Origin of the sequence: Paraburkholderia guartelaensis, from assembly GCF_004353905.1 — a bacterium.
Taxonomy (GTDB): Bacteria; Pseudomonadota; Gammaproteobacteria; order Burkholderiales; family Burkholderiaceae; genus Paraburkholderia; species Paraburkholderia guartelaensis.
Map to the genome: position 1 here is coordinate 114,434 of NZ_SMOD01000003.1, position 15,234 is coordinate 129,667.

8 protein-coding genes are annotated in these 15,234 nt (G+C 61.9%); 2 read left to right on the top strand and 6 right to left on the bottom strand.

All coding sequences use genetic code 11. From position 1 onward, the window contains the following. Positions 1–9 precede the first annotated feature (9 nt). Positions 10–1,407, top strand: a complete 1,398-nt coding sequence (locus E1N52_RS04990) for a diguanylate cyclase domain-containing protein (protein WP_133180749.1) — start codon at positions 10–12, stop codon at positions 1,405–1,407. Positions 1,408–1,698: 291 nt separating this feature from the next. Then, on the top strand, positions 1,699–3,024 hold the full coding sequence (locus E1N52_RS04995; RefSeq protein WP_205965579.1) for an MFS transporter: 1,326 nt from the start codon (positions 1,699–1,701) through the stop codon (positions 3,022–3,024). Positions 3,025–3,036: 12 nt separating this feature from the next. Here the strand turns inward: E1N52_RS04995 and E1N52_RS05000 are convergent, their stop codons facing one another. The 6 genes from E1N52_RS05000 to E1N52_RS05025 form a co-directional block, all read right to left on the bottom strand. Continuing rightward, on the bottom strand, positions 3,037–3,834 hold the full coding sequence (locus tag E1N52_RS05000) for a sulfite exporter TauE/SafE family protein (RefSeq protein WP_133180753.1): 798 nt from the start codon (positions 3,832–3,834) through the stop codon (positions 3,037–3,039). 132 nt (positions 3,835–3,966) lie between these two features. After that, a complete protein-coding gene (locus E1N52_RS05005; RefSeq protein WP_133180755.1) occupies positions 3,967–4,479 on the bottom strand; it encodes an H-NS histone family protein in 513 nt (170 codons plus the stop codon). Positions 4,480–4,711: 232 nt separating this feature from the next. Beyond that, positions 4,712–8,182: an ATP-binding protein gene (locus E1N52_RS05010; RefSeq protein ID WP_133180756.1), complete on the bottom strand. Its 3,471-nt coding sequence runs from the start codon at positions 8,180–8,182 to the stop codon at positions 4,712–4,714. Between the two features lie 3 nt (positions 8,183–8,185). Continuing rightward, complete coding sequence (locus tag E1N52_RS05015; protein WP_133180758.1) at positions 8,186–9,436, bottom strand: metallophosphoesterase family protein; 1,251 nt, start codon at positions 9,434–9,436, stop codon at positions 8,186–8,188. A 2,932-nt stretch (positions 9,437–12,368) separates the two neighbouring features. Beyond that, positions 12,369–13,370: a ParB/RepB/Spo0J family partition protein gene (locus tag E1N52_RS05020; protein WP_246088960.1), complete on the bottom strand. Its 1,002-nt coding sequence runs from the start codon at positions 13,368–13,370 to the stop codon at positions 12,369–12,371. Then, positions 13,367–14,575 (bottom strand): AAA family ATPase, encoded by a 1,209-nt coding sequence (locus E1N52_RS05025; protein ID WP_028208684.1) that lies wholly within the window; start codon positions 14,573–14,575, stop codon positions 13,367–13,369. The genes E1N52_RS05020 and E1N52_RS05025 overlap by 4 nt, the downstream gene beginning before the upstream one ends. Positions 14,576–15,234 lie beyond the last annotated feature (659 nt).

A 15,234-nucleotide genomic window follows, 5' to 3' on the forward strand; every position in this document is an offset into this window, starting at 1 on the left:
AGTCATCATATGGACGGCTTGCTGATCGGACCGGCAACACGCAGGCAGGCGCTCTTCGCCAGCGTATGCGCATTTGCGATCCTCCTCACGCTCGCGCTCGCGGCGCCACGTGCGCGCGACGCTTTGCCCGGCATTGCCCCGTTCATGCCGATGTGCGCGCTCACCGTATTCACCACGTCGAGCATCGCGGCGTTCCTGCTGGGCGCGCGATTCGCGGCTACGCGCGTGGCCATGCTCGCAGCGCTGGGCGGCGCCTACGCGTTCACAGCCATTACCGTTGCGCTGCAACTGTTGATGTTTCCTGGCGTGTTCGCGCGCACGGGGCTGCTCGGCGCGCTCCCGAATAGCGCCGCATGGATGTGGGTGTTCTGGCACGCAGGCTTTCCCGCGCTCGTCATCGTCGCCGAACTGGTGAGAAAGCGCCTGCCCGCTCCGCCGTTCGCCCGCGAACGTCTCGACGCGCGCGGCTGGCTGCTGATCGCGGGCCCGGCGGCGGTCGCCGCCCTGCTGGGTGTGCTCGTCACGCACGTCGATCTCGCATCGCCGTTTCGCGACGTTGCGGACGCTGCGCCAGCGCCGGCGTCGGCCATCGCGAACAATCTCGCAGGCCTCGTGATTTGCGCGCTCAACCTGATCGCCATCGCGCTCGTGCTGCTCAAGGGACGGCTGCGCCTCGTGCTCGATCTGTGGATCGTGGTGGCGCTGCTCGCCTCGTTCGTCGACGCTGCGCTCAATACGCTCAGCATCGAGCGCTTCACGGTGGGCTGGTATGTCGCGCGCGTGTTCAGCATGTTCGCGCCGGGCGTACTCGTGTGCGTGCTGGTGTGGGAAGTGACGGCGCTCTATCGCCAGCTCGCCGAAGAACACGCCACGCTGATCCGCGCCTCCGCACGCGATGCGCTCACGCGCGTCTACAACCGCAGCTATTTCGACGAGCAGTTCCGCGAGGCCTTCGAGCGCGCCGCGCGCACCGGCCAGCCGCTCTCGCTCGTGATGCTCGACGTCGATCACTTCAAGCACTACAACGACGCCTTCGGCCATCTGCACGGCGACGCTTGCCTCGGCGCCGTAGCGGGTGCGCTCGCGGCCACGCTTGCGAGCACGCTGCACACGCCTGGCGGTTTCGTCGCGCGCTATGGCGGCGAAGAATTCGCGCTCGTCCTGCCCGATACCGGCGCGGATGAAGCCGCGGCGGTCGCCGAACGCGCACGCGCCGCCGTCGAGCAGCTCGGCATCCCCTCTCCCGCCGCAGGCGGCCTGGTCACGGTGAGCGCGGGCTGCGCCACGCGCGACGCGATCGTTGCGTCGTCCCCCAATGCGCTGATCGAAGCCGCCGACGCCGCGCTGTATGCGGCCAAACACGCCGGCCGCAACCGCGTGAGCCACGCAGGCGCGAGCATCGCGTAACGCGCGGCCGCCTCATTGCCTCCTTCGTTGGCATAAGCGGCATTGTCATAAGCGCAACGCATTTGGGTTTCAACCAGGTGCTTCCACGTCGCGGCACCAATAAAGTGCGTGCTATGGCCTGTTTCAGCATTTGCATACGTCGCGCGCAACCCATGCAAAGACATCGATGCAGGCACATTTTGTTCCCCACACGCTTTCAAAATGTAATGAGGAATCGGGATGTCCATTGAAAAATCGGCGGAAATTGCCGCCCGCTTCGACCGGCTGCCGCCGTCGCGCACAGTCTGGTCGATGGTGATTCTGCTGTCGCTCGGCGGCGTATTCGAGTTTTACGACCTCTTCTTCACCGGCTATGTCGCGCCCGGCATGGTGCATTCGGGTCTTTTCACACCGGAATCGCTCGGCTTCTTTTCCGCACTCGGGCCGCTCAAGGTGGCCGGCTTCGGCACCTTCGTGTTCTCGACCTTCGCCGGCCTGTGGGTCGGCGCACTCGCGTTCGGCCAGGTCGCCGACCGGTTCGGACGGCGCATGATCTTCACGTGGTCGCTGATCTGGTACATCGTCTGCACGGCGATCATGGCGTTTCAGACGAGCGGCCAGGCGCTCAATATCTGGCGCTTCATTGCCGGCATCGGCATTGGCATCGAACTCGTGACCATCGACACGTACATCTCGGAGCTGATCCCGAGCGGCGAGCGCGGCCGCGCCTATGCGGTCAACCAGTTCATCACGTTCAGCGTGGTGCCCGTGGTCGCGTTTCTCGCCTATATCCTCAAGGACACGCATCCGATTGGCCTCGACTACTGGCGCGTGGTGATCCTGATCGGTTCGGTGGGCGCGGTGGTGGTGTGGTTCCTGCGCCGGAGTATTCCCGAAAGTCCGCGCTGGCTCGCGCGCAATGACCGTGAGGACGAAGCGGAACGCATCGTTGCCGACATCGAGCGGCGCGTCAGCGCCGAAACGGGCACGGCTTTGCCGCCGCTTGGGGCGATCTCGCTCGAAAAGGCCGGGCGCGGCTCGCTTGGCGAAGTGCTGCGTGCGCCGTATTTGCGGCGCACGGTGATTCTGTCGATTTTCAATATGGCGCAGGTGATCGGCTTTTACGGCTTCGCCGCGTGGGTGCCGACACTGCTGATCGCCCGTGGCGTCCACATTACGCAAAGTCTTGCGTATGCCTTTGTGATTGCCATCGCCAATCCGTTCGGACCGCTGATTGGCGTGTGGTTCGCCGACAAGCTGGAGCGCAAGACACAAATCGTCGGCGGCCTCCTGATTATGGCGGTGGTGATTACGTTATTCGCGCAAGCCACGCAGCCGTGGGTCCTGATCGTGCTGGGTGTGCTCTTCACGCTCGCTTCAAACGTGATGTCCTACGCCTACCACGGCTATCAGGCCGAGCTTTACCCAACGCGCATCCGCGCTCGCGCCGTCGGCTTCGTGTACTCGTGGAGCCGCATCGCCGCCGCGTTCGCGGGCCTCGCCATCGGCATCCTGCTTCATCATTACGGTGTGCCTGGCGTCGCGGTGTTCATTGGCGCTTCGATGCTTGTGGGCATCGTGATGATTCTGCTTGGGCCGGTGACGCGCGGGCTCTCGCTCGAAGCGATCAGCCATTGAGTCGGGCGATCGTCAAAACAGGATGTGCGATTTGACGATCATTTGTATCGCTGCGGCCAGCACGCACACGAGCACGACCACGCGAAACGCGAGCGGATGCAAGTTATCGCGCAACGGTCGAATGAGCAGCATGCCCGCGATGGCGGGCACGCTGGCCGCCGCGGAAATCGCGAGATCGACGAGATTGGCGTGCGCGCCGTGGCTGAAAGCCGTGATGAGCGTGATGACCGACACGACGAGAATGATCGCAATCTGTTTCGTGAAGGCGCGGCCCGTAGCACCAGACGCGATCAGATACATGGCGAGCAACGGCCCCGGCACGGCGGCAATGCTCTCCATGAGCGCCGCCCCGAAGCCGAGCGCGAAACCCACGGGCCTCGCGAGCGCAGGCGCGAGCTTGAAACGCGGCGAGACGAGCAACAGCACCGCCGCCACGATCAACGCCACGCCCGAGGCCGCTTGCGCGTGATGCGGTTCCAGCGCGATCAGCACAGAAACCCCAATCACATTGCCAATCACGGTGCCAATTAATGGCGCCGCGATATTGCGCAAGGTGGACAGCATTTCGCCGCCCTCCAGCGCCTGCGGAATATTGCCGAGAATGATCGGCATGGACAGCAGCAGCACCGCTTCCTTGACCGGCAAAAAGTGCGTGATGATGGGCATGGCCACGAGCGGCACGCCAATGCCAGTCACGCCCTTCACCATGCCGCCCAGCACGAGCGCAACCGCAATGCCGAGCAATTGAAGTACGTCGAGCGACTGCAGATGGGGCGCGAGAAGGCCCGAGGAAAAAGAAAGGCCGGACATCGGTGACAAAAAGGGCAATTGGCGCGCTTCGCTTCGCGCCGCTCATGTGAACGTGGCCGCGGGCGTCGAAACGCCGGCGCGGCCACCGGTTCGCAAGCGAATATCGCTTATGCGCTTTTCTGAGCGACTTTATTAAGCAGCCGCTGCGGCTTGTGCCGGCCTTGCGGCGGCTCTGCGCCCTGCCGTTTTACGCGCCGCCCGTTTTGCGGGTGCGGCTTTCTTCGAGGGCGCGGCCTTGGCGCGCTTCGCCGCGGTCTTTTTCACCGCTGCCGCATTGGCGCGCGGTTTGCGTGCGGCCTTGGTAGCAGGCTTCGCCGCGCTGCCGTCGATCAGGAATTTCGAACGGTCTTTCACGTCGCGAATCCATGCCGGCGCACGGCCGCGGCCGGTCCACGTTGCACCCGTTTTCGGATCGGCGTATTTGGCCGCAACGGTGCGCTTCGGACCTGCGGCTTTGGCGCCTTTGCCAGGCTTGCGGCCACGCTTCTTGCCGATGAAGCGGTCGATGTCAGCCACGCTCAGGCCATGTTTAGCCATCAGATCGCGAATTTTCGTGAGACCGGCCGACGTTTGTTTTTCCACGAGCGATTCGGCCTGCTTTTGCAGCTTTGCGATCTTCGATTGAATTGCATCCAGGGTGACCATTCACGCCTCCTTATTCACGGTTTTTACGGACACCCTTCAAACATCACTGGCCGATCGAATTGCGATCTTGTCGGCCGGGGCGTCGCGAAAGACAAGGTGATTATGAAGTCAAATCATGCGTGCTGGCAAATTTAAACAATGTTCTGTAGTGGAAAACATGTTTCCTGATCAGACTATTCACCGTTTCGCGAACAAAGTCACCATGAATTTTCATTGAGAGACATTCGCACCGCTATGCCACGACAGGCGTGCGCTGCAATTCGACAACATTGACCTGCGCGCCAAATGTCTCGCGAATCATCGGCAAAAGGTGATCGTGGTGCGTGAGAAACAACACCTGGGTTTTCGCGGAGAGATTTCGTAAAGCCGCGAAACCGGCCTTCGCGCGCTCGTCGTCGAAATTGATGAAAAGATCGTCGGCAACGAAGGGCAGTGCCGCCTTGCTCGCCAACTGCAATTCGAGGGCCGCGATGCGCAGCGCGAGAAAAAGCTGGTCGCGCGTGCCTTCACTCATTCCACTCACTTCCACGGTTTTGCCGTTGTTGCGCCGCGCATGCAATGCGGGCGGATTGCGTTCGTTATCCACCACGAGCCTCGCGAATTCACCGAGCGTGAGCCCACTGAATATTTCACCCGCGCGACGCAGCATCGGCCCCTGCTTCTGGTCGCGATAACGATCCGTTGCCCATTTGAGCAGGCGGCTCGCAGTCGCGGCTTCGAGATATTGCTCCGCAGCTTCGCCCATGGCGCTCAGGGCTTCCTGGCGCTTCGCTTCGGCGAGCGCGGCATTGGCCTGGCCGTTGATCGCGTCGAACGCTTGCTTCGCGCTCACCTGTTGCTGCAGGCACTCGCTCAGCGCGCGGTCGCCCGCTTCGCGTTGCTGGTTTACGGTTGCGAGCAGCGCGGGCACCTCGGTGATCGGCTGCTCCGCGATCTCCGCTGCGATGGCCTCCTGCGCAAGTCCGTCGCCTCCCTGCACGAGCGCGTCGCGCGCCGCCGAGATCGCTTTCGACAACGCGCGACGCGCGTCGGAACGCTCGGCGAGCGGCAATGCCGCGTCGATTTCGCTCACGCCCGCGAGCTTCAGGATGGGCTCGATGCGCGCCTGTGCGCCCGCGACCGCCGCTGCGGCATCGGCCACGCGCGTGCGGGCAATCTGCACGTCGGCATCGGCTTGGGCGAGGGATTTCGCCGTTTCGCGCGCGGTTGCGAGTCGCGCCGCGAGTTGACGCGCCACATCGATTCCATCGCTCGATGCGGACCATTCGGGTGCGAGCGCCTCGGCAAGGCGTCGCGCGTCGGTTTCCAGCATCGCTAATTGCGTACGGATCGCGCGGATGCGGTTGCGCGGTACTTCGGCATCCGAAAAAGCCGCCGCAATGGCATTGGCCAGTTCGACGGCGCCTTCCGCCGCCGCGAGCGTCGCCGCGCGCGCGCCGAGATTCGCTTGCGCGAGCGCCTCGCGCCATTGCATCTGCCACTTTGCGTAGGCGTCCTGCTCAATCGTCAAGCGGGATTGCGCGGTTTCGCTCGCGCGCTCTGCGTCGCGAATCTGTGCTTCCAGGCCCTCTCGCTGTACGGCGCTCTTTTGAGCCGACTGCTCGACTGTTTCCGCCACGCCGATCAACGTCGTCAGCGCATCGTCTTCGTGCGTCTGCGCAACCGGGCGCAACGTTTCGAGCAGGGCCGCATGCGCGGCGATGCGCGCCGCTCGACGCGCTTCAAGCTCGCTCGCGCGGCGATCGCTTTCGCTCTGTGCATTGAGCGCCGCTTCGCGATTCGCGAGCCACGCGCCCATATCGGCAAGCGGCATGCCGGCCAGCTGCGCGTCAATGGCAATTTGCGTCCAGGTATTGCGAAAGGCTTCGAGTTCGCGCTCGCGTTCGCTTAGCGCCGCAAGCTTGCGCTGCGCATTCGCGCGCGCCGTTTCGACTTGCTGACGCAAGTTCTGCAATGTGGCCGCCGCCTGCGAAGTGCCGAGTTGCGCGTCGACGAGTTCGTCGGCGAGACGTATTGCGTCGTCGACGACGGGGGCGCCATCCGGGAGACTGACGCGCGCCTCCTTGATTTCGTCCCACGCGCTATCGCGGCGCGTGCGCGCCGCCTGCACTTCCGCAGTCGTGACAACCTTGTTGCCCTGCGTGAAATGCTTCTCCTGCAATTCGAAACGCTCGATATCCTCTTGCGCGGCTGCGGCTGCTTCTCGCGCTGCGGCCAACGCGCTCGTGCGCTCGCTTTCTTCCTTTTGCAGCGCGGCCAGGCGCGTGGCCGATGGCACGTCGAGCGCGCGCAGCGCTTGCATCGGCTTGATCCATTGGCCGAGCAGTTGGCGCTTTTCGTCGACCGTGCGCTGTGCATCCGCCAGTTCGCGCTCGAGCGCGCTTTCCTTCGTCGCACTGTTGCGGAATTCTCGCGCGTCGTCGAGCGCGGCGTGCAACGCATGCGGCACGTCGATGCCGGGCAGGCGCACAAGCTGCTCCCGCAATTGTGCGATCTTGCGCGTCTGTTCGTCATGTGCCTCACGCGCCGTCGCGAGCGCCTGCTCGCGAAGAGCGTGATCGCGCAGCAGGTTCGTCACCGTCTTCAGCGCGAGCGCGCCGGGCAACGCCGCACGCAATGTGGCTTCGTCGCTCGGCCAGCCAAGCTGGGCGGCGGCGGCGAATGCGGCGTCGAGATGGTTGCGGATCTCGGTTTCACGCACCAGCAATTCCCGCGGATGATTGACGCATTCGCCTCGCAGCGCGTCGAGCGCGTCGATTTCGGCGGCGAGTGCCAGGGCTGCGCGATCGGGTTCGATCGCGTCACGCGACGCTTCTTTGCCGGCGAGATCGGCCTGGCGCGCTTCCTGCACTCTGCGCTCGGCGGCGATGTCGGCTTGCGCCTTCAACAGATCGGCATAGGCGGTGGGCGGCAAATCGACGACCTCGCCCAATTCGGCCAACGCGTTCTGCTTGAGCGAAAGCTCCTCTATATAGGGAGCGAGGCGACGTACACGTTCGAGCTTCGAGCGCTGCGACTCGAGACTGCGCTGTTCGGCGCGCAAACGCTCGATAGCCTGCTCGACCGCTTCGAGCGCGTCCTTCTTCTCGACCCAATCGCGTGTGCGCACCTGCGCGGCTTTCAGTTCGCTCGTTGCCTCGGCGAACGATGACTCCGCCTGTGCGTATGCACTGCCACTGCGTCGCGGAGCCCAAAGTTCGGCCGCGCGATTTTCCAGTTCTTCACGCACGGGCCCGAGGCTCCCCACGCCCGCAGCAGATTCGAACAACACCTGGCCGAGTTTGTCCGACGCGTCGAGAATGCTGCGGCCGCCTTCAACGAGCCGCAGATGATCGAGGCCGAACATCTGCTCGAAGAACTCCTTGCTTGCGCCGTCGAGAAATGCGGCAAGAAAGTCATCGGGCAGTTTGTCATCCTGCGGGGTGCGCACCGAGTTGCGGCCGCGCGCGCGATGAAATCTCTGCTCGGCCCCGCCGTTTTCCAGCACACCGCCAATCCGCAATTCCGGCGTGCCATGGAGAAAATCGAGCGGCGTTTGCAGGCGCATGCCGAACAACAACTCCGACACCGCGGTCCGCACCGTGGACTTGCCCGCTTCGTTCGGGCCCACGATGACGTGAAAATCGTGCGCGGCGTGGGGAAACGGCAAGGTCGTATCGGTGAACTTGCCGTATTTGATCAAATCGAGTTGCTTGAGACGCACTGGTCATTCTCCCGTGGAAAGGCGCGCAAGCAGCGCCGGGCCGACCTGCTCCACCAGCGCCGCGAGATTGCCGTCGCGGGCGAGTTCGAGCAGTGGCGCGTCTTCTTTCACTTCGCTGCGCACTTTACCGACGAAGGCACGCAAATCGCGTTCGAGCAGCGCGAGAAATTCGGGGTCTTGCGTGGCGGTATCGAGAAGCTGTTTGAGATCGGCGAGCGCTTCGATCTGCTCGTGCTGTGCAGCAGCCATATCGGCCGCGCTCGTTTCGAGCTTGACCTTTTCCAGCCACAGCTTGTCATTGCCGATAATGCCGATCTGATTGAGCACTTCGGCGCGCAATTGCGTGGCGCGTCCGAAAAAGAGTCCATGCGCCGGCGACTTGCCCGTCACCGTCACGCGCACCGCGCGCGGCACATGCGCATCAACGGACAGCAGCGCTTCGAGCGCAGCGCCAATCTTGCGCGACAGATCCGCGACGCTTTCGCAGTCGCTCGCGTCGACGCGTACCGACTCCCAGCGCAGCACGTCGAGGTAGAGACGCTCGACCTCCGTGCGACCGCCCTCGACGCTGACGAGCACGGCGCCCCGGCGCCCCGTTTCGCGGATGTGCCGGCCCTGCAGATTGCCCGGAAATACGATGGTCGACTCTTCCGCCCACTGCTGAAATTCGTGGACGTGGCCGAGCGCCCAGTAGTCGTAGCCCTTCGCGTGCAGTTCGGAACGCGTGCATGGCGCGTAGGTCGCATGCGCGGCATAGCCTTCTAGCGCAGTGTGGAGCACGCCGATGTTGTAGTACCCGGAAACCGGCGACGGGTAGCTCACGGCGAGATTTTCGACCACGGCCTTATCCTTGAAGCTCTGCCCGTGCAACGCGACCTTGATGTCGTGGAGCGCGTGGGTTTCAGGCTTGCGATGACTGAACACCACCACGTTGTCCGGCAATGTGAGCTTCCTGGTCATTTCGCTTTCCGCGTCGTGGTTCCCCCACAGCGCGAAGACGCGAATGCCGGCCTTGCGCAGACGTCCCATCTGCTGGCCGAAGAAGATGCCGGTGTTGTGGTCCTTCCAGTCGCCGTCGTAAAGATCGCCTGCAATGACGACGAACGCGACCTCTTCTTCGATGGCCCGATCGACAAGTAGACGCAACGCCTCGCGCGTGGCATTGCGCAACTGGGCGGCCGGCGCATCGGGATAGGCACTCAGGCCATGTAGCGGGCTATCGAGGTGTAGGTCTGCCGCGTGGATAAACTTCACGACGTGTCCTCTATGGTGTTTGCGGGCGCTGAATGGAGATAGGGCGACTGCTGCTTTGTTACGCGAGCGGCGCTTCGTGCGCGCTGGCGATCTGAGCATGACTATGAGCCCGGATTGAAGCCGCGGAATGTGGTCCGGCAATGGGGCCCAATTTTAATCGACGCGGATGGGGCTGCTTCGGCTAAGGTGGTGCAGGCTGCCGTTTGTATGGTTGCTTTTGGCCGATGCTGGGCGCCTCACTGAAAACTACAAAATACGTATTGAAATACACGATTGACGCCAACGAGGTAGGTTCTAGCTTATTGGCGGCCATTCTGACTGTGTTTCGGGGTCGGAGAGCCGTTATACCCGTGAAACAAGTACTAGAATCTGGATTGTTTCCGGCCTGAAGCGCCCGTAGTGCAAGGGTTTCACCGATTTCTCGGATTGGAGAGGAATGTTTCACGCGCGATTGGAGGCTTTCTGAGGCAGGATCGGCGGGAAGGCAGTTTAACTTTCTGCGATGCGGCTGTTGCTTTCCTCGTGGAGGGCGATTTGCGTGTGGCTCGCTTGTCTGAGTTGCTCCGCTGGTCTGATGTACCTCCTTGATGTTGGTGCGCTGATCGCTACGCTGGTTTCCCGTTTGGGTTGACCTGAGTGCCGGGGGCGCGCGTGTCCTGGGATTGCCGACGTCGTTGTCCGTGGTGTTGATCGGAGTTGTCAGTTAGTTGCATTTGTGGTGTATTACTTTGATGAAGTGAAGGCGGGTTGTTTAGTGGAGAGAAGTAATACTCCACAGGCGCCTGCCGGATGGACAACTAGCAACTGAACATCCTCAGACGGAGGAACGCGGAGACCAAGGGCCGCGTCACGCTATCGTGACGAGCGGCGCTGCCCTGCCCTCACACTGCACGCAGCAGGCCGTTCTCTGGCATACAGGCTATCCATTCTTTTGCTCGGTTACCTGCCAGTCTCCCCCAAGGCAAACGTCAAGCGAAGATTGCCGTCTGCCGTCATCTCGACAATGCCGGAGGCACCCGGGTTGGGATCTCAGCGCAAGGCGTAAGCGGCGGACGCGGATACATGGTGCAGGACTGTCACAGCCAAGACGTCGGCTAAACGAGTGTGCCGCGCTCGCACAGAGGTTGGTTAAGCCCGCTGGCGTGAACGCAAGGGGGGAAGTTCGGCGCGGCGCGTGGTCGTTGTCGCTCGTCGCCGAGAAGTCGACCAAGGCAAATCAACGTCGGCGATGTTGGGAATCCATGCATCCAAGCCACATGACCGACTTGTCGTGGGGCCGGTTCGAAGACCAAACCACGAGTTGTCGGCAACGAGGCAGTCTGTGCATACGGCACCCAGCAACCACAAATAATAGGCGAGGCCGACGCTGCGTGCGAACCTCGATCACACAGTGAAATCGCCCCCGCCAGTAGGCGGCGGCACGTGGTCTTTGGGAAGACATGCCGAAGTTGGCACGCCTACTCTTCTTCCATGTGGCCTGCTTTCGCGCACAGTTGCTGATGCGTCCTCGTTGCGCACCGGCGACCGGGTACTGCTTAACTGAAGCGACGGAGAATTGGGATACGGCGCCGATGTGTCGAGTCGACACACCGGCACGCACCATACGACGCACACGCTAGCTGCGCCGATTTCAGCCGTTGTGGCCAGCGCCAAGGACATCTGCGCGGGGGTCGCCTTTTCACACGCGAGGCAGCGCCAAGCGCTTTGGACCTATTCGCTTCCTTACGAACCGCGTGCGCGACCGATGTAGCATGTCCCAGATCACATTCGCCCGAGTCAACCACTGCGAGGAGGCAACGACTGTGTGTCGACTCGACACACCGCCCCGGCCCACAAATCAGCCCCGCAGGCGATGCACCATGCTCCCGCGCACCGCTCGATGTGTGCGCGCGAGGAGACAACCTCATGCCTTGTCTCGTCCAACCACCGATGGGGCGTGTGTTAAATCCCAATCCCCTGAGGCGACGATGATGAAGAAGCAGCGACAGTGTGTCGACTCGACACACTGCTCCGGGCGGCAAGTCAGCATGCGAATCGAACAAGCGATGGATCGTCCTCGCGTACGTATACAGCAGGAAGAAAGCGCAGGGAGATGACCGCTCATGCTCGTTGTCGTGTGTCCGTCCCGTGGTCCTTATGGTTTGCCGCCGCAGCCCGCGTGTGTCGACTCGACACAGCGCCCAGCCCAAGCAAATGCATTCGAGGGCCGCAGCTCTCGGTTTTTGAGCACATCTCACGTCGACGGCAACCGGCGTGCCTCGCCGACGGCGTAGTCGAGGCGGCTATATGCGTCGTCTTTAGGCAAGCATGATCGGTCGTGTGTCAACTCGACACACGACCGATCGGCGGGCGCAGCCGGAGTCATTCTCGACATCAACGCGCAGCACGACGCAAACCAAGCACCCTCTCCACGCTATGTGTCGACTCGACACACGAAGCGGGCCGCCCGTCCCACCGCCTGAATACACTGGTTCTCACAGCCAGCCTCTGCGCATTGACTGCAACTGGAGCCCACGCGCCGCGCAAAGTCCGCCACATGTCTCCGCCTTCGCTCCGCGAATCACCTTACCCGTGTGTCGACTCGACACACGCTCGTGCCCCGCACACTGCTCTCGTCTATCGAGCAACTGTGTGTCGACTTGACACACGAATCGGGTCGACGGTCCCAGCGCTTGGATACGCTCGTCCTCACACCCAGCCGTCAACGCATTCACTGCAATCGGAGCCCACGCGCCGCGCACAGCATAGTCACATGCCTCCGCCTTACCCCCGCGACTCACCTTACCCGTGTGTCGACTCGACACACGCTAGCCCCCCCGCACACCGCTCTCGCCTATCGAGCAACTGTGTGTCAACTCGACACACAGCCTAAGCTGCAAAAAAAAGCCCGCCGAAGCGGGCTTCCATCCACACAAACAACCTCAAGGCACAATCAGCCGGGTTTCACATTGAACAGCTGACTGATCAGCTCCCGAATTTGCGTCTCCTGGGCATCGGACAACACGCCCGTCTTAAGCTTCACCGTAAAGCTGTTGGTGTCTTTCGTAATGCTGCCGGCGTGGCTCTTACCGGAAAAGATCTTCTCGATGCTGCGCTCGGATACGCTTTCCGTCGATTCACCCCGCCCGGCTTGCGCTCCGATCGCCGCGGCCAGTTTACCTTGATCGAGCGTCCGACCGACCACGGCCGGCCACAACTCGCGCGCGGCCGAAAGACCAGCCGAGCCGTACTTCTTGATTGCCGAAACTACTTCGTCTGCAGCCGACCCGCCAAGCAGCCGCGGATTCAAATCGAGATCGCTCCGTATGAAATCGGGGAGATTTTCGAAGGCCAAGAAGCGGTACAGGCCTTTGCGCGACATACCCAACGCCTCGGCCATGCGCTTGCGAGTCGGAAATTCCCGTTCGGCGCGGCGTAGCGATTGCCCAATTTCATAGTCAGTCAGGTCTTCGCGGCCGACGTTTTCCACCAGCGCGAGCACTGCCATATCCTGATCGGAGCACTCGATCACGGACGCACGAATGTCCTGCGCCTGGATCAGGGCGTGCGCGCGAAGACGTCGCTCGCCGGCGATCAACTGGTAGCCGTTCTCCGCACGACGAACGACGATCGGCTCGACAAGCCCGACTTCGCGGATCGACTCAGCCAACGAGGCCAGGCCTTCGTCGCTGAAAATCTTGCGCGGCTGCCATGGGTTCGGCTGAATCGCATTCACCGGAAGCATGAGCTTGTCGCTCGTGTTCTCCAGTTCCTGAATGCGTTGTTGCGCCACCGCCAACGCGCCGAGCATCCCAGGCCCGGTCTTGAACGCACTGCTACGGCGCGGCGGCTCGGCGGCCGGAGCAACGGCTGCCGGCCGTTCGGTGGCTGGCCGCTCCGAGGACGAGCCAAGCTCACGGGTCTTCGCCGCCATCTTGTCGCGGAATGAACTCACTTGCCGGCCCTCCATTGTTCTACGTAAAGATCGTCGATCCACTGTACGTAATCAGTCAGCGGCTGACGCACACGCGCCACCGTCTTGTCAGCGAGGTCTCCCTTGCTGATGTCGAACACAGTAGCCATGGCGAGTGCGCCGTTACTCATCGCGGAACTGGCCGGCACCTCGAGCGCGTTCACCCAGTCCTTGTAAGTTCGCTGCACCCATGAGCGCACGACCGGTGCCGATGACGTCTTGCCGTAATCGACCTTCGAAAGCAGGACGGAAACGAAGTCGTACGTCTTCTCGTCGCCGCGCTCCATGATCGTGTGCGCGAGGTCCGAAAAGAGGCTCCAGAACGACACCGAGCTGATGAAATCCAGGCTTTCGGGCACGAGCGGCATGACCATCGCATCCGCGGCCATGAGCGCATTGATCGTGAGATAGGACAGCGACGGAGCCGTATCCAGAATGATGTAGTCGTATTGCTTGCGCAGCACCTCCACGCCCTGGCGCAGCAGGTCCCAAAACTTGAACCCCGGGTTCTTGATCACGGTGCCCGGAATATGGAACTCCGCAGAAAAGAGCGTGGGGTGTGCGGGAATGACGTCCAGCCCGTCCCAATAGGTTTCCTGCACGAAATTCAGCAGGCCGCCTTCCATATGCGGGTCGTAGATGAACGGCAGGACCGTGCTATCCTCGGTCACTTCCTTTTCGGCATACAGACCGCAGAGTTCCGTCAGCGACGCTTGCGGATCCAGGTCGATCAAAAGCACCTTGCGGCCACGCAGGGTCAGGCCTTGGGCGAGACACATGGTCGTGGTCGTTTTCGTCGAGCCGCCCTTGAAGTTGGCAACGAGAATCACCTTGCCGTCGGCATCGCGCACGCCGGTATGGAGCGGTGTCTGATAAATATCGGAAACCTGCTGGACCCAGGTTCTCGCTTCGGGCAGGGTGAAGACCCGGCTTCGACCGGACCCTTGCGCCACGCCTTGCGGAAGACCCTCGCGGGTGGCGAGGAGGTTGTTCAGTTTGATGCGATCAATGCCGCACATTTCTGCGACCTGAGCGGACGTAAACGTGGGCGCCATCTTTCGCGGCCGCGGCGCCAGCATCATCTCCCGAAGCTCTTCAGATAGACGGCCGGCCTCTTCGGCAAATTCAGTGATCGCGGAAAGATCCACACGTCGATCGATCGACGGCAATTCGATAGTTTTCGCCATTAATACGCTTTTTATCAGAATTTGGATAAAGCGTAGAATACAGCAAAAGCGTATGAAAACACACTAATTGAGGGCGATATGAAAAAAAATGACCCTCCAAAACGACCTATATCGCCCTCGCGGGACATTCTTAAGGGCAAAGTACCTGCGAAACCGGCAACGCCACCAAGGCCTCTCTAGGCCCTTTGTCTCCGATCTGCCTATTTTTTGTGCAAATCGCAGGGGCCAGAGCACTTCACAGCGACTGCGCCGGTCGAGGTTTTTGTGCAAATCCAGTTGCGGAACTATCCGAGTGGGCGGCATTGCTCGCATGCGCCGCGTGCAGTCACGGTTTTTGTGCAGTTCCAGCGCCGCACCTGCCGGCACCCTCCAATTTCGCGGCCGGGTAACGATTTTTGTGCTTCCAGATTTCTACTAGCTAGCTTAGCCTGCCAAGGTTGCACAAAAACCGTTACCGTCCACGCAGAGAAAGCCTTACTCCGCGCGCCCTGTGGCCGCATTGCACAAAAACCGTTACCTATTTCCTTCTCTGCGCCCGGTGCAGGCGCCATTTCACTCTCTGCAGGCAGTCCAATTCCACCCGGACGCACTCCCACGACAGAGCTGCACAAATTCCGTTACCTGATATAGGCGGCGAAAGACCGAACCCTCACCCCGTG

Excerpts from the sequence above, each read along its gene's own strand:
- E1N52_RS05025 (WP_028208684.1), bottom strand. The coding sequence starts at position 14,575 with ATGGCGAAAACTATCGAATTGCCGTCGATCGATCGACGTGTGGATCTT.
- E1N52_RS04995 (WP_205965579.1), top strand. The coding sequence starts at position 1,699 with ATGGTGATTCTGCTGTCGCTCGGCGGCGTATTCGAGTTTTACGACCTC.
- E1N52_RS04990 (WP_133180749.1), top strand. The coding sequence starts at position 10 with ATGGACGGCTTGCTGATCGGACCGGCAACACGCAGGCAGGCGCTCTTC.
- E1N52_RS05000 (WP_133180753.1), bottom strand. The coding sequence starts at position 3,834 with ATGTCCGGCCTTTCTTTTTCCTCGGGCCTTCTCGCGCCCCATCTGCAG.
- E1N52_RS05005 (WP_133180755.1), bottom strand. The coding sequence starts at position 4,479 with ATGGTCACCCTGGATGCAATTCAATCGAAGATCGCAAAGCTGCAAAAG.